Source organism: Leptospira paudalimensis (assembly GCF_026151345.1).
In the GTDB taxonomy this organism is placed as follows: domain Bacteria; phylum Spirochaetota; class Leptospiria; order Leptospirales; family Leptospiraceae; genus Leptospira_A; species Leptospira_A paudalimensis.
Window position 1 is genome coordinate 3,606,468 of the sequence record NZ_JAMQPR010000001.1, and the last position, 25,157, is coordinate 3,631,624.

Genomic DNA, 25,157 nt, shown 5'->3' on the forward strand with positions numbered 1-25,157 from the left:
GTATCTCCTAGTGAGCCTGTAACTCGAAACTTTTCATGACGTTCTCACGAGTTTCGATGTTAAATTTTACAATATCACCATCATGAACTTTACCAAGTCCTTCCAAAAGGATGATGTCGCTGTCAGTGATACCAGATTCTACTACAAACAAGTGAGGAATTTCATTTGAGATTTTTATCTCTGTCGATTTTAAATTACCTTTACTTGATATTGTGTATACATAGCGTTTATCTAATACTTCAAAAGTAGCCTTTTGTGGAATGAGTAAGGCTTCTTTTAAATTTTCTTTCACTACAACGTTTCCTGTTTCTCCATGACGTAATAATCTGTCCGGATTTGGAAATGTTGCTCTAAAAGGAATGGTACCTGTTTCACTATCGAATTCTCCTTCGATTGTGTCAGCAATTCCCTCGTGATTGAAGTATTCACCATTAGCCATTAAGAATTTTACTTTTAATGGTTTGTCCCCTGATCTTCGCGCATTGGAAAAGTTAAGATAATCTTTTTCAGAAACATTGAAGTAAACCCAAAGTTTTGAAATGTCAGAGATTGTAGTTAATAAAGTTCCTTCTTCCACTAAACTTCCAAGTCGCACTTGGAAACGATCTGTGATTCCAGTGAAAGGTGCAGTTACAGTTGCCAAATTTAAATGAACTTGCGCCAATTCCATAGCTGCTTTATTTTTTTTCAGTCTAGCTTTGATAAGAGATAATTCTGTTTGGGAAACAACATTCTCTTTGAATAACTTCTCAGTATTCTCAAATTCGATTTGTGTTGATTCGTATTCTGCTTTTGCTTTTTCGTATTGAGCAGTAACTAACATCGGCATTACTTGGAAAAGTTTTTGACCTTTTTTTACGATCTTACCTTCATCCATATAGATATGGGTTAGATATCCTTTTTCGAATGCTCTGATTTCGATACGTTGGATTGCCTTCACTTGCGCTACGTAGTTTTTATCAATGATCACATCTTGTTTCCAAGGATAGGTCGCCATGAGTGCGTTTTTATCTTCATGGTTCTTTGAATGACAATTCATTTGAAGAAAAGATGTTAATACAAATACTGTAACCAGTATCTTTGAGGTGAAAGAGTGCTTGAGCCCTTTGAGAAGTTTCATTGTGTCCCCACTTTGTCTAACATTTGTTAGGCAAAATTTTAAAAATCATCGAACGCAATTTGAATTGCGATCTTCCGAGAAAAAATTTATGTTAAGTGAGTGTGGGAGGTGCGCGGTCTTTAACGCTATTTTTGGCTAAAAATGAATTTGGAAAAGAGAATAGGACTGGTTTTAGTTCAGTATCAAATACAAGTGAGATTTTAAGGAAAAATGCGAAGGAATGATTTAACTCATTCTCACGGTGGGAATTAATCTCAGCCTCTTCCTCACTGTTTTCACTGACTTCCTTAATGACATAAGTAAAATCGTATAAACTACTATGTTTGTAAGTTTGGTGTTTTTGGTAGGTGTCGTGATGGGAAACATACCCCTCAGTATTAGTACTGATGAATACAAAGGAGAGTAGCAAAATTGCCAATCGACTTATCAATGTATTTACCATCATCAAGCGCATCTAATGTCAGCGAATTCCCGAATCGATTATTGTCAACAGTTTAAGCGAACAGTTCTAAGTCTCAATTAAAAACAAATCCACTGCACCATTCACACTGCCTGTGTCGAAGTATCGATTGTAGCGGAAATCCTTTCCTCTATTCATTAGACAACGAATGGTAAAAAAAGTAGGAAAGAATGCAGTGGAACGCGGGATCTTTTTGCAATTCCTGTTATGTGATGAAACCAATTCAGTCGCTAATCGTGTATGGCTCTAATTTATTTTGCAAAAATAACTGCTTCATTTGGGTGCAAAATCAAATCGCCGGTATCCAATTCCTTTTCTAACTCAAAAGATGCGTTTCGATTTTTAGAGCTGAATAAAATTTGATTCAGATTCCATTTTCTTGGGTAAGAAACTCGAACTGGTTTGGATGAGAAGTTCAAAAATATATATGTCTCCTCTTTTCCATCTCTCCTTTTGTAGTATAGCGCTTGTTTGTCGTCACTCAAGAGGATTTTTAGTTTTCCTTTTCGAAGTGATTTTCGTTCCTTTCGTATCTGAATCAGTTTTTTATATGTGAAAAAAAGAGAATTGGGATCCTGTTTTTGAGATTCAACATTGAGTGTATTTGAATCTTCATAAAGTGGAAGCCAAGGTTTGCCAGTTGTAAAACCTGTTGTATCGGATCCATCCCAAGGCATTGGAATACGTTCCGGATCTCGTCCAGGATGGAATGGCCAATACCGTTTTCCAACTGGATCTTGGATTTTATTAAATGGGACTTTTTGGCGTTTCATACCAATTTCCTCTCCATAGTATAAGAAAGGAGTTCCGCGTAAGGTTAACATCATGCAGGCGGCAAGTTTGGCACGATCCAAAGTCTCATCACCCTTTTCGTAACGAGTGATATGCCGTGGAAAATCATGATTGGATAAAGTATAGTTTGGCCAATTATCTTCCCCTAAAGCTGATTCAAAGTCCTTAACAATTTGGTAAAATCGTTCCGCCTTCCAAGGTGAAAATAAAAACATAAAATTAAAGGCAAGGTGAAGTTCATCATTTCGACCACAATAGGTAGCAGGAAGTAAAACATTTCCAGGGAAATCTTGCATGATTTCACCAACAAACATACGTTTTTCGGAATATGAATCTAAAAGTTTTCTCATCCTTCTTAAAATTCCATGCATTTCAGGTCGGTCACGATCATATGTATGCACTTGTTTGTCGTAAGGTCTTGGACCTTTCATAAAATAAGAAGCATTGTTTCGAAAGAATTCATCTTTTACATATAAGTTGACAACATCCAATCGGAATCCATCTACTCCCATATCGAGCCAGTATTTCATCATCCGAAAGATGGCATCTTCCACATCTGGATTACGCCAATTGAGATCAGGTTGTTCTTTTAAAAAAGAGTGAAAATAATATTCGCCAGTACGTTTGTCATATTCCCAACCAGATCCGCCAAATGCACCCAACCAATTATTAGGTGGTCCATTGTGGTTTGCTTGTTTCCAAATGTACCAATCTCGTTTTGGACTGTTGACAGATGATCTGGATTCAATAAACCAAGGGTGGAGGTGGGAGGTATGATTGACTACCAAATCCATGATAATGCGAATCCCTCGTTTATGAGCTTCCTTTAGCAGGCGTTTGAAGGTCTGAATATCTCCAAAAACGGGATCTATTTCTTCATAGTCTGAAATATCATATCCAAAATCAAACATGGGAGAAGGATAAACAGGAGAAAACCAAATAGCATCGATACCTAGTGAGTCTTTGGAACCTGCTAAATAATCCAATCGTTGGATGATTCCTTCTAGGTCTCCGATCCCATCCCCATTGGAATCTTGGAAACTACGTGGATAAATTTGATAGATAACTGCTTCTTTCCACCATGCCATATTAAAAACTAATCTCCATGATACCTTGGTTTTCTTTGACTCTTGCTACAGAGAGAATTTTTTCCTTAATCGAAAGGAGTAGACCAGTATCTTCTATTTTTTTACCATTTTTTGTTTGGATGTGAAAGGAGTCATATGCAAAATCAGCACTTGTTGAGATTCTAACAAAGATTACTTCCAATTCAAAATCGATTAAAGTTTTGAGAATACGATACACCAATCCAATTGAATCAGGAACTCTCACTTCTAATACAGAATAAGTATCTGATAAATCATTTGCAAACTTAACAAGTTCCTCTACCATTCCTTCTGGAATTTGTGGCAAAGTTTTCCAAATATTGGTAGTGGAAGCCAAATCTTCAATATTCACTTTCCCCCCAATACAATCAGCAAGAGTGGACTCAATTTCGTTTATCTGTGGTTCGGCGATCTCTCCACTACCATATTCATCAGTGATTTGCGCCTGTAGGATCAAATGTTCATTTTCGCTTCGGAATAATCTGAGTCCTACTAAATTTAATCCAAGACTGGAAATAATTCCTGATAGATACAGTAACATTCGTTTGTCTGCCTTAGCAAATAGAGACAATGTAACAAACGCCGGTTCTTTTTCAGAAATTAATCGAAACGTAGAACCTGATTGTATCCATTCATGTAAAAATACAAAATGTTGGTATACCCTGCGTGGGGTATTATAGTTCAAATATGAAGTGGGACGAATTTGCATCCCAAATGAAACAATTTGTTCCGCTTGTTCTGTTGTAAGTCCTTCTTTTTCGATTAGATAGTTTTCGAGTGTACTTTCAATTCGCTCTTGGTTGTCAGGTCGATTGGTTTTGTTTTGTAAGTATGTTAATGTGGATGTAAATAAAAAATGTAAAATTTCCTTTTTCCAGTTAGTGAGGACTGATTGGCCAACTGATTTTGTATCAATGATTGTCAGTACATATAACAAACGTAAAGTGTTTTCATTAGAAAATTGTTTTGCAAACGAAGAAATTAAATTTGGATCATAAATATCTCGTTTGGACGAGAGCTCAGACATGATAATATGCTCCGCTACCAAAAATCGTAAGAGTTCTGTATCTTCTTCTGAAAATCGGAACCTTTCTGCGATGATGAGAGCAAGTTCGGCACCATATTGGCAGTGGTCACCTTCCTTTACTTTCCCAGCATCGTGAATGAGGATCGCTAGAGCCAAAATTTCAATTTTTTCACAAGAATTAAATACATCTTGCACTTGTGGGTCTTCCCATAAATCAGCAATTAATACATCTAGCTCGCGTAATATGAGCAATGTATGTTCATCGACAGTGTATTGGTGGTGGTAACTAAACAGTGGAAAGTTGGTACAAGCTCCAAATTCAGGAATGAGTTTTCCTAGCACGTTACATTCATGCATGAGTGTGAGCGTATGCCCAATTCGCTTTTTGTGGCGTAACATCTCCATAAAACAATCCAAAACCGATTTTTGGTTTTTGAAATCATCATCGAGAAAATGAGAGGCAAAACGGATTTCGTTTAAATCGATTCGAGATGGTTCCTCTTCGTTTTTTTGTGATTCGCTGAAAAATTGAATGATGTCATCGTATAAAGTATCTGGATTGGAAAGTTCTTTGTGGATTCGTTTTTTATTCAGATTGGTTTTCTCATCCAAATAGGTTCCAATATAAAAATAAACATCCTTTTGCGCTTTATAAAATTGGCTCATAAAACGTTCTAAGGTTTTAATTTCGTTCTTAGGACCAAATCCTAAAAACTCAGCAACTTCTGCTTGTAAGCTTAAATCTAATCTGTCATTTTTACGACCACTGATGATATGGAGAGCTGATCTTGTTAAGAGTAAAAAATCGTAAGCTGAGAGTAGAGTTAAACTATCACCAATTAAATAAAAATCGAAAATCCCACCATCAGCACTATCAGCGAGTGGATTTGTTTTTTCGATCCAATACATTTGTTGGATATCACGAAGTCCTAATGGATCGTTTTTAATATTGGGTTCTGAAAGTAAAATTGGATTGTAAGAATTGATAATTCTTTCTCTGAGATAAGAAAGTTTCCATTCATTGTATTCTTTGATGGTTTTTTCAGGAATTTTACCGAGGAATTCATTTTTGAATTTTTGGAATAAAACTTCCGAACCTACAAGAAAACGAGCATCAAGTACAGCGTGGTAGGTTTCGATTTGGTTTAAGTATAAAAATGATTCTTTGATTGTACGGCAACTATGACCGACTTCCTTATCATTGTTATATAAGAACGTATTGATTTTGGAAATGATTTCACTTAAGATTTTGTCTGAAAGTTTTCCATCATGAAGGTATAATAAATCAATATCCGAATGAGGTGCGAGTTCCCTTCTACCATAACCTCCTACTGCAATGAGGCAAAGGTGATCTTTTATGGGGATTCCGTTTGACACTTCCAAGAAAACTTGTCGTAAGGAATCATCGATCAGGTTACTCAACTGACGGGTGAACAACCTTCCTGAAGAGACTGTTTTGGCTTTTGGAAAGGTCCGTTGCAGTTTTGCCTTGAGTTCTGATTTCATCATGTAAAGATTACCTTATTGGACAACTTTAACATGAATCCGAAGATTAAAATCACAATTCAGTTTATTTTCAGCCATCTTTTGGCTTATCTCCTTGTCTCCATCCCATACTTTCAATTGGTGATGAAAGAGTATTATGAAGGTGATTTGGCCGTGTTTCCTCTTTTTTTGGTTACATCGAGTGATGGTGCTGCTTGGTCAAGAGCGATGACTTGGTTATTTCCAACCTTACTCCTCCAAGCTCTATTGATTGTGAGTTTTTTACATCTGATTTGGGACTGGTTCCAAACTCAATCTTTCAACAAACAAATGTTTGTATTGGTATGGATGAGAACCGTTTTAGGTGGACTGGCAGCAATTTCACCTTCTGTAGGAAGTTTGGAAGGGATGGTATTTATGATTTCTGAAGTGACCCTTTCGATTCATCTGTATGTTTTATTTGAAATTTTTTTACAGTCAATTGTCCAAGCGGGAATTTTTCTTTGGTTTGTGAAACGCTTTTAATCCTTCAATAGAAATAGTTTATTAAAGTTAGGTCAATATGGTTACGAATCAAACTTCATTTGGATTCCGTTTTTGGGTATTATTGTTTGTTTTTGGATTTAACTTCACCAATCCTTTGTTCAGTGACGGCTGGGAGTCTTCCATTTGGAAGGAAAAAACCTACCAAAACAAAAGGATTTCAAGTGCAGATCCAACAAATGGAAATGATGATTTTATCAAAATTCCAAAAAAGTCAACCATCACGATTGCTGAAATCAAAGGTCGTGGGGTGATCAAACACATTTGGATGACATTGGCAAGTAAAGACCCTATGGCACGGAAAAATGTTGTAATTCGTATGTATTGGGACAATCATTCTTTTCCATCCGTAGAGGTTCCGTTAGGTGAATTTTTTGGACAAGGTTGGGGAGAAGAATACATACTCAATTCGTTACCACTTGTCGCAGCACCCAAAAAAGGAAAGTCAATGAACTCTTACTTTCCTATGCCATTTGAATCAAGTGCGAAAATTCAAATCGAAAATGAATCAGATGAGGATATTAGTAATTTTTACTTTTACATTGATTATGAAGAATGGAAATCACCTCTCGATTCCCCTTTACGATTCCATGCTCAATGGAACAGAAGTATCACCAAACCGAACACTTCGAACCAAAGGGAAAATGAATGGGGATTGCTTGGGGAAACTGAAAAAACAAAATTTATCAAAGAAAACTACTTCTCTGTCCTCGAAACTGAAGGAAAAGGCCAATTCATTGGACTTAATTTATATGTGGATTCTCCTACTCCTCTGTGGTATGGCGAAGGAGATGATCTAATTTTTATAGATGGAAACCAAACAACTGCTACACTAAAAGGAACAGGAACCGAAGATGTATTTAATACAGCTTGGTCACCGAAAGAAGTGTTTATGCATCCTTATTTTGGATACCCTAGGGTTTCCGATTCAATTGGATGGTTGGGCAGAACCCATTTGTATCGATTTTGGGTAGAATCCCCCATTCGTTTTGAAAAAAATTTCCTATTCTTATTGGAACATGGTCATGCAAATTCCTTGACCTTAGATTTGATCTCTGTTGCTTATTGGTATCAGAGTCTGAATCCAAAACCAATGAAGGTTTTGCCGAAAAAAGAATTTAGGGTGAATCAACCTGAGATCAATTTTCGTCATATCCATAAATGGCGGGATTCATTCCGAAGTGAAAAAGGTAATGGGGAAATTTGGGGAAATGAATGAGTTTAATACAGAAACACTGGCTAAGGAAATTGTTTCCCAATCCATCGATGCAATTGTCGTTTTAGACACAAACCAACAGATATTATTTAGTAACATAGCGTTACAATCGTTAACTGGTTATTCAGAAGAAGAATTGTTGGGGAAATCATTTTCTTATTTATTCCCACCGAATGAAAAAGGAGAACAAACTTCTATAGAATCCTTTGTTAGTTCCAACGAAGCACATTACATTGCAGGATTTTTAAAAGAATTAGAACTCATCACAAAACCAAAAGGCACCATTCCCGTGGAAATTCGTGCTTTTACCATCCACCAAGAGAACAGAGAGTACTATGCTGCAATCATCCGTGATGTGAGAGAACGTAGGCGTTTAGAAGAACAAAAAAATGTACTCATCAATAGTTTGAAACGTTTGGCCTATATGGACGAACTCACGATGTTACCAAACCGTCGTTCCTTCGCAGACACCCTCCAAAAAACCATTGCAACAGTCAAACGCCGTAACCGGGAATCGGTACTTGCGGTAATGGACATAGACCATTTTAAAGTAATCAATGACACCTACGGACACGACATTGGGGATTTAGTACTCAAAAAAATGGCCAATATCTTTGTGGATTGCCTCAGGGAAGAGGACACAGTGGGAAGGCTTGGTGGAGAGGAATTTGGGTGTATATTGCCAGACACTACCACAGAAGGGGCAACCATCGTCCTTGACCGACTCCGCGAATCGGTCGAAACACACCGCTTTTTTATTTTTGATAACTACTATCTAAACGTCACTTTGAGCATTGGGTACACCAAGGTACACCCTATCCAAAAACCAGAGGAAGTTCTGAAGTTTGCTGACATTGCCCTCTACCAAGCTAAAAACAACGGCCGGAATCAGATCCAAGTCTACCCAGTCTGAAAAATTTTAGCAGTTTCCCAGAAAGTCTGCTAAAATTCGCAACTGGGATGGACATCTTGCTTGACGAAAAAAACGGAAATTCGTAAACTTTAAGCATAGATTAGCACTCTAATCATCAGAGTGCTAAAGGAAGTGCTTGGAGGCTATGGATCTTTCCCCTAGACATCGTTCCATTTTGAAAGCATTGGTTGAGGAGTTTGTTTCAGACAACAAACCTGTCGGCTCCAAAACCCTTTCTGAAAAGTACGATATCGGACTATCACCAGCCACCATTCGTTCCTGTCTGGCAGAACTCGAGGACATGGGTTACATTGTAGCTCGGCATACTTCGGGTGGTCGGGTGCCAACAGAACGTGGGTATCGGTTGTATGTGGATAGCCTTGTGACGCTTTTTGAGCTCACAATGCGTGAAAAACAAAGGATCCAAGAAGAGTATCTTCGGATGCAATTTCGTTTGGACCAGGTTCTCATTGCAACCTCCAAGGTACTCGCTTCTCTTTCGCAATCGGCAAGTGTGGTATTAGGTCCGGAAGGATCTCTCGACACATTAAAGCATATAGAACTCATCCATGTAAATGGAGGAGAAGTTCTTATGATCCTTGTTATGCGGTCTGGAACTGTGCTCAATCGAAATATATTTTTCGATTTTCACATCTCACAAGAGAGTCTGTACCAAATTTCAAGGTATTTGAATGATAACGTAAAAGGTTTTGATGTTCATGAAATTCAAAGTAATCTGATCCCTCAGATGATGTTGAAAAAAGAAGGCCCGGAAGGATTTTCTTTGTTCGCTCCATCAATTGCGAGAGCAATGGGAACAGATAGTATGTCTGTTGATAACTTGTATATCGATGGATTAAAAAACTTATACGAAAACTTTAAGGATGAAGAGGAACAATTAGAAAACATCCTGCATCTATTCGATGAAAAACAGTTCCTCAAAGAGTTTTTTAGTGATTATGTTCCGATGGATGGTGTGTATACCATTATTGGAAAAGACGGTAATGAAAAGTTAGGTGGTGTTACCATCATCACAACGAATTATCGTATGGGTGAAAAACGGATCGGTTCCATGGGAATCATAGGTCCACAGAGGATGAATTACAACAAGGCATTACCTTTGATTGAATTCACTTCAAAGTTAGTTTCAGAAATGATAACGAAATTGAGTAGGTAGTAGGAGGCGAAATGGCAGAAGAAACGAACCAATCCCTAGAAGATCAAAATGTGCAAGTCGATGAAGGGCAGACCATTTCAGATGAGGCCATTGAACAAGCAGTAGAGGGTGCTGAAAAAGAACTCGATAGTGCAAAAAAAGAAATCGAATCTTTAAAGGACTCTTGGCTAAGAGAACGTGCGGAGTTTCAAAACTACAAACGAAGGACTGCTAACGATTTGTTAAATGCTAGGAAAGAATCCATCAAGAAGTTTGCAGAAGGACTGACAGGTGCATTGGATAATTTGGAACGAGTTTCGAATGTTCCAAACCAAACACCTGAAGTGGTTGCTTTCGTAGAAGGCATCAAGATGGTACAAAAGGAATTTTATTCCGTATTGGAAAGAGAAGGAATCAAACGACTAGATCCGAAAGGGATGCCGTTTGACCCGATGCTAATGGAAGCAATTGCTTCCGAGGAAAGTGCAGAATTTACTGAAGAGACTGTTGTCGAAACTTACCAAGCTGGTTATTACCACGAAGAAGGTGAAAACAAACAATCAATTCGTCCTGCACGTGTGAAAGTGGGAAAACCACAAAGTTAATATAAGTAAGAAGGAGAAAGACTATGTCTAAGGAAAAAATCATAGGTATCGATTTAGGAACCACTAACTCATGTGTGGCGGTTATGGAAGGTGGAGATCCCGTTGTCATTCAAAACTCTGAAGGGGCAAGAACCACTCCTTCGATTGTTGCTTTTACAGCAAAGGGTGAAACCATTGTTGGACAATTTGCGAAAAACCAAGCAATCACAAACGCGGTAAATACAATTCGTTCTGCGAAACGTTTTATCGGCCGTCGTTTTAACGAAGCTGGTGATGAAGCAAAGATGGTATCATACAAAGTGATCCGTGCTGGAAATGATGGTGTAAAATTTGAAACCGTATCTGGTGAATTCACTCCACAAGAAATTGCAGCTCGTGTCCTTCAAAAAATGAAGAAAACAGCAGAAGACTTTCTTGGTCATGAAGTAAAAAAAGCAGTAGTTACTGTTCCTGCTTACTTCAATGACGAACAAAGACAAGCAACTAAAGACGCTGGTCGTATTGCTGGCCTAGAAGTAGAACGTATCATCAATGAACCAACTGCTGCGGCTCTTGCTTATGGTTTTGATAAGAAAAAAACCAATGCAAAGATCGCTGTATACGACTTAGGTGGTGGAACATTTGACGTTTCGATCCTTGAACTTGGTGACGGTGTATTTGAAGTAAAATCCACAAATGGAGACACTCATCTTGGTGGAGACGACTTTGATAACGTGGTCATGCAATGGATGATTGACGAATTCAAAAAACAAACTGGAATTGATATTTCTGGAGATAAAAACACAGTACAACGATTGAAAGAAGCTGCTGAAAAAGCTAAAATTGAGTTGTCTGGAACATCTTCCACTCAGATCAACCTTCCATTCATCACGGCTGATGCGTCTGGTCCAAAACACTTGGATATGACTCTCACCAAAGCAAAGTTTGATGAAATCACAAGATCTCTTGTGGAAAGAACTCGTATTCCATGTATCAATGCATTAAAAGATGCAGGTCTTACTGCTAGTGAAATTGATGAAGTCATCCTTGTGGGTGGATCCATTCGTATCCCTGCAGTCCAAGCACTTGTAAAAGAAATTTTTGGGAAAGAACCAAATAAATCTGTGAACCCTGATGAAGTGGTAGCAGTTGGTGCGGCGATCCAAGGTGGTGTTCTTGCTGGTGATGTAACAGATGTATTGTTACTCGATGTTACTCCACTTTCTCTTGGAATTGAAACTCTTGGTGGTGTGATGACAAAACTCATCGAAAGAAACACAACCATTCCTACAAGAAAATCCCAAGTATTCTCCACTGCGGCAGACAACCAAACAACCGTTTCCGTTCACGTATTACAGGGGGAACGAGAAATGGCAAGTGCCAACAGGACACTTGGTCGTTTTGACTTAGTAGGAATTCCTTCTGCTCCGCGCGGAGTTCCACAAATCGAAGTGACTTTTGATATCGACGCAAACGGTATTGTTCATGTATCTGCAAAAGATTTGGGAACTGGTAAAGAACAAAAGATTCGCATTGAATCTTCTTCCGGACTCTCTGAAGAAGAAATTAAAAAGATGGTAAAAGATGCAGAAGCTCACGCTGAAGAAGATAAAAAACTTCGCGAAGCTGCTGACACTAAAAACGAATTGGAAGCAATCGTTTACCAATTGGAAAAAACCATCGGTGAATCCGCTGACAAACTCGATGAATCAGAAAAACAAAGAGCTCAGGACGAAATCAAACGCGGCCGTGAAGCAATGGAATCTGGTGACCTCGAACGTATGAAAGCATCTAGAGATTCGATCCAACAAGTTGCGATGCAAATTGGACAAAAAATCTATAGCCAAGCAGGTCCTGAACAAGGAGCTCCTGGTGCAGAAGCTGGTGCGGGTGCAAACCAAGGCACTGCTGGTTCCAATGCAAGTGGCGAGAAGGTAGTCGATGCTGATTACACTGTCGTTGATGAAGACAAAAAATAAATAAAGATAAAGAAGAAAAACAATGAGCGACCGTGGTTACTACGAAGTATTAGGCGTTTCGAAAGGTGCCTCTGATGATGAGATCAAGAGCGCCTATCGTAAGTTAGCCATCAAATATCACCCTGATAAAAATAAGGGTGATAAAGAAGCGGAAGAAAAATTCAAAGAGGCAACAGAAGCCTACGAAGTGTTACGCGATCCGCAAAAACGCCAAGCTTATGACCAATTTGGAAAAGCTGGTGTAAATGCGGGTGCAGGAGGAGGGTATGGAGCAGGAGCTTATACCGACTTCTCGGATATCTTTGGAGATTTTGGTGATATCTTCAGTGAATTTTTTGGAGGCGGAGGTGGTGGCGGTAGCCGCGGTGGTGGAAGAAGATCTGGTCCTCAAAGGGGATCAGATCTCCGTTATAATTTAGAGGTTAGTTTAGAAGATGCTGCTCTTGGAAAAGAATATAAAATTGAAATTCCAAGACTCGAAACCTGTGTTGATTGTTCGGGTTCAGGCGCATCCAAAGGATCTTCTCCAACTGTTTGTCCAGATTGTTCTGGAACGGGACAAGTGCGAAGAACCCAAGGATTTTTTAGTGTGACAACCACTTGCCCACGTTGTAAAGGAAAGGGAAAGGTCATTTCCAATCCTTGTAAGACTTGTAAAGGTGAGGGCCTAACAGAGAAAAGACGAACCATACATATCAAAATCCCTGCGGGTGTAGAATCGGGAAGCCGACTTAAAGTTTCCGGCGAAGGGGAATCCGGTCCAAACGGAGGCCCAAGTGGTGATTTATACGTAGTCACTCATATTAAAAAACACCCAACGTTTGAACGCCAAGGAAATGACCTCATCGTTCAAAAATCCATTTCTTTATCCATGGCTTGCCTTGGTGGAGAGATTGAAGTGCCTTCCATTGATGGAAAAACCATCCAATTGAAAATCCCAGAAGGGACGGAAAGTGGACAAATTTTCCGCTTGAAAGGACACGGAATTCCATACCTCGGTTCTTATGGAAAAGGGGACCAACATGTGATCATCAAAGTCGAAATTCCTAAGAAACTTTCTAAAAAACAGAGAGAACTGATGGAAGAATTTGCTCGTGAGTCCGGCGAAAAGGTCGGCAGCGGGGGAAAATCGAAGTTGTTTTTCCGCTAAACCTTTAAAATATTGAGAGCATCTATGGATAAAAAAGTCCGACTCGGAGTCATTGGTACGGGCCATATGGGTCAGTACCACGTAAACGTTGCCAAACAATTAACCGATGCAGAACTCATCGGTATATTTGATGCCAATGCGGAACGTGCCACACAAATTGCTGAGAAACATAAAACAAAGGCATTTGGAACGATTGAAGAATTGTTGAAAGAAGCGGATGCAATCATCATTGCAGCACCAACTTTCTTACATCACAAAATCGCCAAACAGGCGCTTACTGAAAAAAAACATGTTTTGGTAGAAAAACCAATTTCCCAAACAGTCGAAGAAGCGAAAGAACTCGTAACCTTATCAAAACAAAACAATTTGATTTTGCAAGTAGGTCACGTAGAACGATTTAATGGTGCGGTACTTGAGTTAGGTAAAATTGCTGAACACCCAATCCTCATTGAATCGAGACGGATCGCTCCCTACAATAGTCGAATTACTGATGTTGGTGTGGTTCTCGATATGATGATTCACGATATCGACATTGTTCTCAACTTAGTAAAATCAGATGTGACAGAAGTCAAAGCTGTTGGATCTTCTGTTGTTTCGAACCATGAGGATATTGCGAGTGTGGTTTTACAATTTGCAAATGGTTGTGTTGCTTCGCTCAATGCTTCTCGTTCTTCTCAGGCAAAAATTAGAACTCTTAACATTTCCCAAAAAGATTCGTATGTATTTTTAGATTTTACAAACCAAGAAATTGAACTCCACAGACAAGCAAGTTCAACAACTCAACTGGGTAGTGGAGAAATCAAATACAGACAAGAATCCATTGTGGAAAAAATCTTTGTTCACAAAGATAACCCTCTTAAACAAGAACACGAACACTTTGTAAAATGTATTAAAGGAGAATCCGAACCGATGGTGAAAGGTGATTCCGATATTAAAACATTAGAAGTGGCATATCGTATCTTAGAAGAAATTCACGGCAAAAAATAATGACAGATCATCCTGATTCAACGCGCGGAAAGTTACTCATTTCCAATTCCAGTGTGATTCAGGATTTTTTTCATAAATCCGTTGTCCTTATGGTAGACCATGATGACGACGGGGCCTTTGGTCTGGTGTTAAACAAACCTACTGATCAAACCATGGAATCACTCATCAAAAACTTACCGGATACTGTTCATGCCAACAAACCAGTGTATGCTGGTGGTCCAGTAGACAATTTGTTTGTATCTATTTTACATAATGGAAAACAAACAGCGGATCCAGGAGTAGAAGTGGTTCCAGGGATTTATATGGCTCGAAGTTTTGATACAATGTTAGAAGTTTTATCTTCTGACCAAATCCAATTTCGTGTCTTACAAGGTTATGCAGGTTGGTCGTCTGGACAATTGGAAAGTGAATTTGATAGGTTGTCTTGGGTAGTTTCTGATTTGGTAGATGATTCCATTGTATTTAACGAAGATGATTCCGAATCGATTTGGCGAGAAGCACTTCGAAGTAAAGGTGGAATTTACAAATACTTTGTAGACCATACCAAAGATCCTTCCCTTAACTAAATATAGTATCATCACTCAACAATTATGAAACTTGCTTCTAAAAAAATTGTATTAACCAATGGATCATCTGAATTAGGAAAGGAACTTTTATCAAATTTACTTTCCCAAGGTGCTTTGGTAGTTGTTGGGGATATCACTCCTGAAGAAATTCCCAATCATGCAAATTTACAAAAATACAAAATTGATCCTTCAAAACCAGATCAGATTGAAAGATTAATTGAATCCGCAATTGAAACATTAGATAAAATAGATGTGTTTATCATCAATTCTGAACAAGTAACATTTGCAGAAGATGATAAGGAAAATTGGAACCAACTAAAATATTTATTCCAAACAAATTCTCTCGGACCCATTTTTGCAATTCAAAAGTTGACAAACCTTATCTCTGTTGGGCTTCATATCATTTCTGTTAGTTCTAATCTTTCCATTTATCCTACTCCTGGTTATGGATTGTATGGTTCTTCCAAACTCGCTTTTGATTATTTTTGGGATTCTTATCGCAAACAAATAGGGAAATCATTCCAATTCTCACGAGTGATGGCAGATGTACCAACCCACTCAAATCCCAACCAATTGGCAAAAAAAGTGGTTCAGTCGATTTTGAGACCAAAACGAGCTCGTTATGAAACTTGGAAACTTTGGTTTCAGGTACAATTTCTTAAATTTTTGCCTTTTTCACAATTTTTTCGCAGTTTCTATTATGGATTTCGCTTAAAAGAAGAGAAAAGAACGAAAAATTCACCTTCTCACTCTGGTCTTTTAACAGAAGATTAATCATTCTGTAGAGATTTTACACACTCCTTTCTCCCTTCCTCTCTCGTTGCTTATTAATTAAGCGTAACTAAACTTCTATTTTAGTTTCTTATGTCGGATAGGGCAGAAACTCCTGGTTTCCCGACATTTTTTCCATTTGGTACAAATATTGCTACTTATGTTAGCAGAGGCCAACCCATGTTTATCGCAGACTATAGCGCAAAAAATATCTATGATGAGATGTTTTCCAATGAAGGATTTCCACGTAAAAGTTATGATTTTGTGAAAACAAAAATGGAAAGTTTAGGTGGGATTGAATTACTCAAACGGAGTAGTTCCGCCGAACGTGCATTAATGTCACTAGGGATCACCTTTACGTTGTATGGTGATGGTGGCGAACAAGAAAGAATTATGCCCTTTGATGTCATTCCTCGAATTGTACCAAGTGAGGAATGGATTAATATTGAAAAAGGATTAAAACAAAGGATCCTTGCACTGAATTTATTTTTAAATGATATTTATGGCGAACAAAAGATTCTTAAGGATAAAATTATCCCGCGGGATATCATAGAGTCTAGTACTGGTTTTCTAAAACAATGTATTGGATTAAAACCACCGAAAGACATTTGGATTCATATTACAGGAACTGACCTCGTTCGTGATGGAGCAGGTAAATTTCATGTATTAGAAGACAACCTACGTTGCCCTTCTGGTGTTTCTTATGTATTGGAAAATCGTGAAGTGATGAAACGAACCTTTCCTGAACTTTTTGAAAAATTAAACATCCGCCAAGTATATGATTATCCTTATCACTTACGTTCTATGTTAGAAAATCTAACAGATGTCAGTGATCCAGTGATCGCTGTATGGACACCAGGTGTATATAACTCCGCTTATTATGAACATAGTTTTTTAGCCCAAAAGATGGGTGTGTATTTGGTGGAAGGATCGGATCTTGTAGTGGAAAACCATAAAGTTTACATGAAAACAACGAAAGGTCTCCGTAAAGTAGATGTAGTGTATCGAAGAATCGATGATACGTTTATGGATCCATCCAGTTTCCGTGAAGATTCCTTACTTGGAGTCAAAGGGATATTTGAAGCTTATAAACGAGGAAATGTTGCCCTTGCCAATGCACCAGGAACTGGTGTAGCGGATGATAAGGTAATATATTCTTATGTGCCAAAGATCATTAAATATTACTTAGGTGAAGATTCTATCATTCCAAATGTTCCAACGTATCTATGTTCAGAAGATTCGGATCTAAAGTATGTTTTGGATAATATCCATAATTTGGTTGTCAAAGCTGCAAATGGAGCCGGTGGGTATGGCATGATCATTGGGCCAAAATCTTCTAAACAAGAACAGGAAGATTTTAAGGAATTAATCAAAGCGGATCCAAGAAACTATATCGCGCAACCAGTTTTAAATCTTTCAACAGTTCCAACATTAATTTCAGATAAAATTGAATCGAGACATGTGGATTTAAGACCGTTCATTTTGTACGGTAAAGATATTTACGTTATGCCTGGTGGATTAACGCGAGTAGCATTACGAAAAGGTTCTTTAGTTGTGAATTCATCCCAGGGAGGCGGTTCAAAAGACACCTGGGTTTTAGGATAAGGTGTTTTTATGTTAAGCCGAGTTGCCGAATCTGTTTTTTGGATGAATCGGTACATTGAAAGGGCGGAGAACTATTCCCGTTTTATCGATGTCAATCATCAATTGTCTTTGGATTTAAATGAAGAAGTTCCAAACCAGTGGTTACCTTTAGTGCATACTACTGGTGATTATGAATTATTTGCTAAAAAATATTCAGAAACCTCTCCTGTGAACGTGATTCGATTTATGACCTTTGATGAAGAGAATCCGAATTCTATTTTCCAATGTTTATCAAAAGCACGGGAAAATGCCCGTACGATACGTGAAAATATTTCAACTTCGATGTGGGAAGTATTAAATGAATTTTACCTTTATGTAAAAGACTATCGTAAACTTTATTTGGAAACAAATGGAGAACATGGAGATACATTGTCTATGGGACTTTCGGACTTTTTAAGTACAGTTCGCAAAAGTTGCCAAAGTTTTTATGGATGTTCGGATGCAACTATCTCTCATGATGAAGTTTGGAATTTTTCTTTATTAGGAAGATTTTTAGAACGCGCTGATAAAACCACACGTATCTTGGATATGAAGTATTTTATCCTTCTTCCATCAGTCCATGATGTTGGATCTACATTGGATTTATTACAATGGTTATCATTATTGAAATCAGCAAGTGCACATGAAATGTATAACCGTAGGTATAAAAAAATCGATCCTACGGACATTGCAGAGTTTTTAATCTTAAACGATACGTTCCCTCGATCGATTATCTTTTGTATCCAAGAGATGCAAGAAGCATTGGAAAAAATTTCAGGATTAAAAGAAGGTTTACCTAGAAATTCTGCCCAAGATGCAACAACAGTTTATTTAAATAGATTACGATCTGAAAATATCAAATCCATTTTTGACAAAGGATTACACGAATATCTGGATGATATTCAAATTGAACTCAATCAAATCGGATCGAAGATTGTGGAACGATTTTTTACCAACTAATTATGAGTATACGAGTTGCATTAACCCATATCACAACATACCAGTATGATAAATCGATTTCACTATCTCCACACGTGATTCGTTTACGACCTGCGCCACATACAAAGAATCATATAGTTTCTTATTCTCTAAATATTTTACCCGAACAGAAATTCTTGAATTGGCAACAGGATCCATTTGGTAACTACCTAGCCCGTTTGGTGTTTCCAGAAAAAACCAATATTTTGCAAGTGGCTGTAGATTTGGTAACCGATTTAAAGGTAATCAATCCATTTGATTTTTTTGTCGAAGAATATGCAGAAAATTTTCCATTTTCTTACGATAAGATTCTTAAAAAAGAACTCACCCCATATCTCAAACCAAAAAAACCAGGAAAACTTTTATCATCTTACCTGAAGTCGATCAAAATAGACAAAATAAGAGTCGTTGAATTTCTTGTGGCACTGAATGCAAAAGTTTACAATGACATCGGTTATGTGATACGAATGGAACCTGGAGTTCAATCAACTGAAGTAACTCTTTCTAAACGAATGGGTTCATGCCGTGACTCTGCATATTTACTCGTACAAATATTAAGACATCTTGGACTTGCTTCTCGTTTTGTTTCGGGTTATCTCATCCAATTAAAGGCAGATGTAAAATCGCTAGATGGTCCTTCGGGTACAGAGGTTGATTTTACTGACCTTCATGCGTGGGCAGAAGTATACTTACCTGGAGCAGGTTGGGTGGGACTTGATCCTACATCAGGTTTATTCACGGGAGAAGGGCATATTCCACTTGCAGCTACTCCAGAACCTGAATCAGCAGGTCCCATTTATGGATTTGCTGAAAAAGCAAAAATGGAATTTTCATTTTCAATGCACGTGGAACGTGTATTGGAAACTCCTAGAGTCACATTACCTTATTTGGAAGAAGATTGGAATCGTATTCTTAAGTTAGGTGATTCAATTAATAAACGAATCAAAAAGAATGACATCCGATTAACAATTGGTGGCGAACCTACTTTTGTTTCGACGGAAAACAGAGAAGCCCCAGAGTGGAATTTTGATGCTCTTGGCTTTGAAAAATATTCCAAATCGGAACAACTCATCAAACGATTGGGAAAACATTTTGCAGAGGGTGGATTACTACAATATGGACAAGGCAAGTGGTATCCAGGGGAACCAATTCCAAGATGGGCAATGATTTCCTATTGGCGAAAGGACAAGGAACCTTTATGGAGAAACCCTCATTTACTTGCCGATGATCGTTACACTGGATCGGCAAACACTGATGATGCTAGAAAATTTATTTCAAGTTTAATCAAATATCTAAATGTATCTTCTGGTTCCGTTTTACCTGCTTATGAAGATAATTTATATTATCTATGGCAAGAATCGAATTTGCCTGAAGAAACGGAATCTTTGTTAGATGGTTTAAATTCTTATGATGTTTTGGAAAGAGAACGGATTATAAGAGTTTTAGACCAAGGCCTTCATAAAGAAGTAGGATATGTTTTACCTTTGGATTTTGATGCATTCCAGAAGGTATGGATATCAGATGAATGGAAATTTCGCAGGAAAAAGATGTTCTTAATTCCGGGAGATTCACCAATTGGATTACGGTTACCATTACAATCATTAGGTGGTAAATCGTATTATACGAATCCTGAGGATCCATTTTCTCCAAAATCAGCTCTTCCAAAGGTAAAAGAATTAAGCCAATATCCTCTATCTATGGCTAACGTAAGTTATTCATGGGGTGGTGTTCATACTCGCACAGCATTGTGTGTGGAGCCTAGGAATGGTAATTTAAGAGTATTTTTACCTCCAATCCAATCCTTAGAAGGTTGGTTACATCTGATCTATGCTATTGAACAAACTGCTTTAGAGACAGATTTACCAATTGTGATCGAAGGATACGAAGCACCTAATGATCCAAGGTTAAATCGATTTAAGATCACTCCCGATCCAGGTGTGATTGAAGTTAATTTTCATCCCTCGAGTCAGTTTGAAGAAATTGTAGAAAAAACAAAAATTCTGTATGAAGAAGCTTATCAGTTAAGACTGACTGCTGAAAAATTTTTAATTGATGGAAGGCATTCCGGGACAGGTGGTGGAAATCATATCACGTTAGGTGGTGAAACTTCGAGTGACAGTCCATTTTTGAGAAAACCTTCTTTGCTTAGAAGTATTGTCTCATATTGGCAGAATCATCCAGGGCTTTCGTATTTATTTTCTGGATTATTCATTGGACCAACCTCACAATCCCCAAGAGTTGACGAAGCACGGAATGATTCACTCCATGAATTAAAGATTGCGTTTCAACAAATTGATTCGAGCAAAACAACACCTCCTTGGTTATTGGATCGACTATTAAGGAATATATTGATCGATGTAACAGGTAATACACATAGAACAGAGATATCGATAGATAAATTATTCGATCCAGGATCTCCAACCGGCCGTCTTGGATTGATTGAAATGAGAGCATTTGAAATGCCACCTCATTTTCAAATGAGTGTAGTCCAACAAGCATTTATGATGGCAATCATTTGTAAGTTTTGGGAAGAACCATACTATGGAAATCCAATCAATTGGAACACAGAACTACATGATCGTTATATGTTACCATACTTTGTTTATAAGGATTTTAAAGAAGTTATCTTTGATTTACAAAACCAAGGTTTTTCATTTTTATCAAAAGATTTTGATCCATTTTTTGAATTTCGATTTCCTCAATATGGAATCTGCTATTTAGATGGAATGGAAATTGAATTGAGAATGGCTCTTGAACCATGGAATGTGTTAGGTGAGGAGAATACTTCCCAAGGAACATCTCGTGGTGTTGATTCAGCTACTGAACGAGTACAAGTAAAAATAAAAGGATTTCATCCTGAACGTTACAAACTCAGCTGTAATGGTTTTGAAGTTCCATTGCAGGCGACTTCGGTTCAAAATGAGTTTGTTGCAGGTGTTCGTTTTAAAGCTTGGAATCCTGTTTTTACTTTACATCCGCAATTGCCATCACAACAATCATTGGTATTCGATGTTTACGATACTTGGAATCATCGCTCGCTCGGAGGTTGTACTTACCATGTTTCACACCCTGGGGGTTTATCTTACCAAACAATTCCAATTAATGCTTATGAAGCGGAATCCAGAAGGATTTCTCGATTTTGGACTCACGGTCATAAAATAGGAAAAAGTTTGCCACCGGTTCGCTTAGAGAATAAAGCCTTTCCTTGTACCTTAGATTTACGTATGGTTACTTCTAAGTAATGATGACAAAAGATCCCTATCATCTAATTGACAATTATAAAACCATACCTGGTGTGTATGACGAATTGTATGATGCAGATGGTCAAATTCGAAACAAATATAAATTCTTAGTCAAATCTTTCCAAGAGTTAGGTCCTGCAGAATTAATCAATCGTAGGCGTGATACTGATCGAATCTTAAGAGAAAATGGAGTTACCTATAATCTCTATCAGTCAGAACAAATTGAAGCGAAAGAAAGACCTTGGGAACTCGATTTATTTCCATTGGTGATGGAAAGTGAAGAGTGGAGAATATTAGAAAGAGGATTAAACCAAAGAGCAGATCTTTTGGATGCGCTAGTACGTGATGTATATTCCAAAAGAAGATTGTTATACGAGAAAAAAATACCACCAGAAATATTATTCAACGAGTCATCTTTCTTGCGAGCTTGTGATGGAATGTATGATTCGAATCATTTTTTAGCAAAAAACCCTGCATTATTATTTTTTGTTTGCGATTTGATCCGGGCAGCTGACGGAAATTTTTACGTATTAAATGACAGAGTACAAGCTCCATCAGGTTCAGGGTATTCATTAGAAAATAGAATTGTTCTTTCTCGAATTTTTCCAAGTATGTATCGAGATGCGATGGTTCATCGTGTGGCTGTTTACTTTCGATCCCTTCGCAAATCTCTTACTCAATTATCGGGTGTTAGTGGAAGAGAACCCGTAATAGTTTTGTTAACTCCTGGTCCATCCAATGAAACTTATTTTGAACATGCTTATCTCGCCGGATATTTAGGTTACACTCTTGTACAAGGTGAGGATTTAACTGTTCGAAAGAATAAAGTGTACATGAAGACAGTTGAAGGGTTACAACAGGTAGATTTGATTTTACGCAGAGTAGATGATGATTTTATGGACCCTTTGGAACTAAGAGGAGATTCTTTATTAGGAGTACCTGGTTTATTAGAATCGGTACGTTCCGGAAATGTAAAAATTGCAAATCCTATTGGAACAGGATTTTTAGAAAATCGTGCATTATTACCGTTTTATTCTGAGTTATGTAGATTTTACTTAGGTGAGGATTTATTACTTCCTATGGCACCAACCTATTGGTTGGGTAATAAAGATCAATTTCAATTGGTTTTACAAAACCCAGAGAAATATGTTTTTAAAACAGTATCAAGAACTGATGAAGAAACTCCTGTTACCTTTGTTGAACTCAGCGGTGAAAGAAAAGATAGTTTCTTAGAAAAACTAAAACATGCTCCAAAAAGATTTATTGCTCAAGAAATGATTGAATCAGCCACAGTTCCAGTGTTAGGTGAAAATGGATTTCGTCCTGGCCGTGCCATTATGAGAACATTTGTATCTTCTTCTGGATCTGGTTATCAAACTATGGCGGGAGGTCTTGTTCGAGTTTCTCCTTCTCTCGATGAATTTTTTATTACAAGCCAACGTGGTGCTTGGAGCAAAGATTTGTGGGTCTTGTCTACTGAAACTCAGAAAGAAGAATCGTTGCTTGTACCAAAATCGGACCAAATTTTAATCTCTCGAAAAAGTTCAGGTGTTCCAAGCCGAGTTGCAGACAATTTATTTTGGTTAGCTCGTTATCTAGAAAGATCGGAAAATCAAACTAGAGTGATACGAGAAGCAGTTTTCAAAATCCTTCAGGTTGAAGATGGATATGAAAAAGAATCTTTAGAGAATATTTTGAAATTGGTAACACATGTTACAAATAGTTATCCAGGCTTTTTGGGAGATGATTCTGGAGATCTTTTTGCAAATCCATTTCCAGAGTTACAACGATTGACAGTTGATAAAAATATTGTTGGTAGTTTAGGTTTTCACTTAAGGAGTTTGGTGATCGCTTCAAAATCAGTAAGAGATCGTTTATCTGATGATATGAAGAAAATCCTTCTTCATTTGGAAGACCAATCTACTCATAATATTGAATCATATGATCAAATCATTGATTTCCTCCAAAAAATTATTGTTAACTTATCTTCACTTACTGGTTTATCATTTGAAAATATGAGTCGTGAAGCAGGATGGTTCTTCTTAAACTTAGGTCGAAGAATTGAACGATCAATTAACATGATTCTTATGTTGCAAGGTATGATCCAATGGAAAAGTTTTGAAGACAAATCTTCCTTTGAGACATTCTTAAGAATCAGTGATATACGCCTCACATACAACCGAAGGTATTCCGGAAAAATTGACCAAGAATCTGTCCTAGACATATTACTGTTTGATACAACCAATCCAAGGTCATTAGCTTACCAATTGGAACAGATCAATGGAGATTTACAATTTTTACCAGGCAAAGATAAAAAAATTGTTTATTCGGAAGATAGAGCAGCATTGCAATTGTATACTCATTTCAAAATGAAAGATATTGCCATTTTCTTTGAAGCAGAAACTCCATTAACGGCAGTATCTGTATGGTTAGAAGAGTTACATGGGTATTTAAGACTTTTATCAGATGCACTTTCTTCACGTTATTTCAATTACACAGAAGAACAAACTAGAATTGGTGATACAAATGGCTGATTTTAGAGTGATTCATAAAACAAAATACAGTTATGATGATTTAGTAGCTTATTGTCATAACATGGCACATATGTATCCGCTAACCACAAACCATCAGGATTGTTACAGAACTCACGTGACAGTAAATCCAAAACCAGTTGTGTCTTCTTTTAGAAGGGATTATTTTGGAAACCAAGTGTTTTTATTTTCGGTTGAGGACCCACATCGCTTTTTAGAAGTAGTAGTTGAATCAACTGTAAGAACACATCAAAGTTTTGATTTTGATTTATCAAAATCTACTCCTTGGGAAAGTATTTATGAAATCATCCATGAATCAACGTTTGATGCCGACCTACAAGCAATTGAATTCCTTCAACCTTCCCCTTATGTATCTTCGAAATCAGCATATGCAGAGTTTGCAAAGTTTTTATTTAGTGAAAACAAACCTGTTTATGTTGGTGCTCTTGAACTAACGAGATATATTTTTGAAAATTTTAAATATGATCCTAAAGCAACTAATATAAATACTCCATTAGAGCAAGTGTTAATAGAAAAAAAAGGTGTTTGTCAGGATTTTTCTCACTTAATGATTGCCACCTTACGTTCGTTAAAAATTCCGTGCCGTTATGTTAGTGGTTATTTAGAAACGTTTCCTCCTCCAGGAACGCAAAAATTGCAAGGTAGTGATGCAACCCATGCTTGGGTATCCGTGTATTGCCCAACGCTCGGTTGGTTGGATTTTGATCCTACGAATGGAAAATTGATTACTGAGGAATATATCATTACAGCAATTGGTCGAGATTATTCAGATGTTTCCCCTTTAAAAGGGATTCTGTTCGGCGGTGGTAAACATAAACTGAAAGTTGAAGTTGATGTGATCCGTGAGCAAATATGAACTTTTTAAAAGAATAATTCGTAGGAACGAGAATCGGTTTGTTTGAATCGA

General features: G+C 37.5%; 19 protein-coding genes. 15 read left to right on the forward strand and 4 right to left on the reverse strand.

Translation table 11 applies throughout. The annotated features are described in order from the left end of the window. Window positions 1-7: 7 nt before the first annotated feature. The 4 genes from ND855_RS16765 to ND855_RS16780 all read right to left on the reverse strand — a co-directional run bounded on the left by ND855_RS16765 (window position 8) and on the right by ND855_RS16780 (window position 6,014). Window positions 8-1,120, reverse strand: a complete 1,113-nt coding sequence (locus ND855_RS16765) for an efflux RND transporter periplasmic adaptor subunit (RefSeq protein ID WP_265359272.1) — start codon at window positions 1,118-1,120, stop codon at window positions 8-10. A gap of 91 nt (window positions 1,121-1,211) precedes the next feature. Then, on the reverse strand, window positions 1,212-1,565 hold the full coding sequence (locus tag ND855_RS16770) for a hypothetical protein (protein WP_265359273.1): 354 nt from the start codon (window positions 1,563-1,565) through the stop codon (window positions 1,212-1,214). Window positions 1,566-1,831: 266 nt separating this feature from the next. Next, the gene (locus ND855_RS16775; protein WP_265359274.1) at window positions 1,832-3,460 is read right to left on the reverse strand and encodes a glycoside hydrolase family 13 protein; all 1,629 of its coding nucleotides are present in this window, start codon (window positions 3,458-3,460) and stop codon (window positions 1,832-1,834) included. Window position 3,461: 1 nt separating this feature from the next. Next, the gene (locus tag ND855_RS16780) at window positions 3,462-6,014 is read right to left on the reverse strand and encodes a [protein-PII] uridylyltransferase family protein (protein ID WP_265359275.1); all 2,553 of its coding nucleotides are present in this window, start codon (window positions 6,012-6,014) and stop codon (window positions 3,462-3,464) included. A gap of 30 nt (window positions 6,015-6,044) precedes the next feature. Between ND855_RS16780 and ND855_RS16785 the strand changes: the two genes are divergently transcribed. The 15 genes from ND855_RS16785 (at window position 6,045) to ND855_RS16855 (ending at window position 25,106) form a co-directional block, all read left to right on the forward strand. Then, on the forward strand, window positions 6,045-6,515 hold the full coding sequence (locus ND855_RS16785; RefSeq protein WP_265359276.1) for a hypothetical protein: 471 nt from the start codon (window positions 6,045-6,047) through the stop codon (window positions 6,513-6,515). 37 nt (window positions 6,516-6,552) lie between these two features. Further along, window positions 6,553-7,752: a glycoside hydrolase family 172 protein gene (locus ND855_RS16790; RefSeq protein ID WP_265359277.1), complete on the forward strand. Its 1,200-nt coding sequence runs from the start codon at window positions 6,553-6,555 to the stop codon at window positions 7,750-7,752. Continuing rightward, on the forward strand, window positions 7,745-8,662 hold the full coding sequence (locus ND855_RS16795; RefSeq protein WP_265359278.1) for a sensor domain-containing diguanylate cyclase: 918 nt from the start codon (window positions 7,745-7,747) through the stop codon (window positions 8,660-8,662). Before ND855_RS16790 ends, ND855_RS16795 begins: the two co-directional genes overlap by 8 nt. A 145-nt stretch (window positions 8,663-8,807) precedes the next feature. Beyond that, window positions 8,808-9,839 (forward strand): heat-inducible transcriptional repressor HrcA, encoded by a 1,032-nt coding sequence (gene hrcA, locus ND855_RS16800; protein ID WP_108960429.1) that lies wholly within the window; start codon window positions 8,808-8,810, stop codon window positions 9,837-9,839. Window positions 9,840-9,850: 11 nt separating this feature from the next. Next, on the forward strand, window positions 9,851-10,423 hold the full coding sequence (grpE, locus tag ND855_RS16805; RefSeq protein ID WP_265359279.1) for a nucleotide exchange factor GrpE: 573 nt from the start codon (window positions 9,851-9,853) through the stop codon (window positions 10,421-10,423). Between the two features lie 23 nt (window positions 10,424-10,446). Further along, window positions 10,447-12,381: a molecular chaperone DnaK gene (gene dnaK / locus ND855_RS16810; protein ID WP_265359280.1), complete on the forward strand. Its 1,935-nt coding sequence runs from the start codon at window positions 10,447-10,449 to the stop codon at window positions 12,379-12,381. 22 nt (window positions 12,382-12,403) lie between these two features. Next, the gene (gene dnaJ, locus ND855_RS16815; RefSeq protein ID WP_135594957.1) at window positions 12,404-13,531 is read left to right on the forward strand and encodes a molecular chaperone DnaJ; all 1,128 of its coding nucleotides are present in this window, start codon (window positions 12,404-12,406) and stop codon (window positions 13,529-13,531) included. 24 nt (window positions 13,532-13,555) lie between these two features. Then, window positions 13,556-14,518 (forward strand): Gfo/Idh/MocA family protein, encoded by a 963-nt coding sequence (locus ND855_RS16820; protein ID WP_265359281.1) that lies wholly within the window; start codon window positions 13,556-13,558, stop codon window positions 14,516-14,518. Further along, on the forward strand, window positions 14,518-15,084 hold the full coding sequence (locus tag ND855_RS16825) for a YqgE/AlgH family protein (RefSeq protein ID WP_135594961.1): 567 nt from the start codon (window positions 14,518-14,520) through the stop codon (window positions 15,082-15,084). Before ND855_RS16820 ends, ND855_RS16825 begins: the two co-directional genes overlap by 1 nt. 24 nt (window positions 15,085-15,108) lie before the next feature. Next, window positions 15,109-15,858, forward strand: a complete 750-nt coding sequence (locus ND855_RS16830; protein ID WP_265359282.1) for an SDR family NAD(P)-dependent oxidoreductase — start codon at window positions 15,109-15,111, stop codon at window positions 15,856-15,858. A gap of 177 nt (window positions 15,859-16,035) precedes the next feature. Then, window positions 16,036-17,460, forward strand: coding sequence for a circularly permuted type 2 ATP-grasp protein (locus tag ND855_RS16835; protein WP_265359427.1), 1,425 nt, complete (start codon window positions 16,036-16,038; stop codon window positions 17,458-17,460). A gap of 9 nt (window positions 17,461-17,469) precedes the next feature. Continuing rightward, window positions 17,470-18,438: an alpha-E domain-containing protein gene (locus tag ND855_RS16840; RefSeq protein ID WP_135594965.1), complete on the forward strand. Its 969-nt coding sequence runs from the start codon at window positions 17,470-17,472 to the stop codon at window positions 18,436-18,438. 2 nt (window positions 18,439-18,440) lie between these two features. After that, window positions 18,441-21,698, forward strand: a complete 3,258-nt coding sequence (locus ND855_RS16845; RefSeq protein ID WP_265359283.1) for a transglutaminase family protein — start codon at window positions 18,441-18,443, stop codon at window positions 21,696-21,698. Further along, the gene (locus ND855_RS16850) at window positions 21,698-24,232 is read left to right on the forward strand and encodes a circularly permuted type 2 ATP-grasp protein (protein ID WP_265359284.1); all 2,535 of its coding nucleotides are present in this window, start codon (window positions 21,698-21,700) and stop codon (window positions 24,230-24,232) included. Before ND855_RS16845 ends, ND855_RS16850 begins: the two co-directional genes overlap by 1 nt. Beyond that, window positions 24,225-25,106, forward strand: coding sequence for a transglutaminase family protein (locus ND855_RS16855; RefSeq protein ID WP_265359285.1), 882 nt, complete (start codon window positions 24,225-24,227; stop codon window positions 25,104-25,106). Before ND855_RS16850 ends, ND855_RS16855 begins: the two co-directional genes overlap by 8 nt. Window positions 25,107-25,157: the final 51 nt, after the last annotated feature.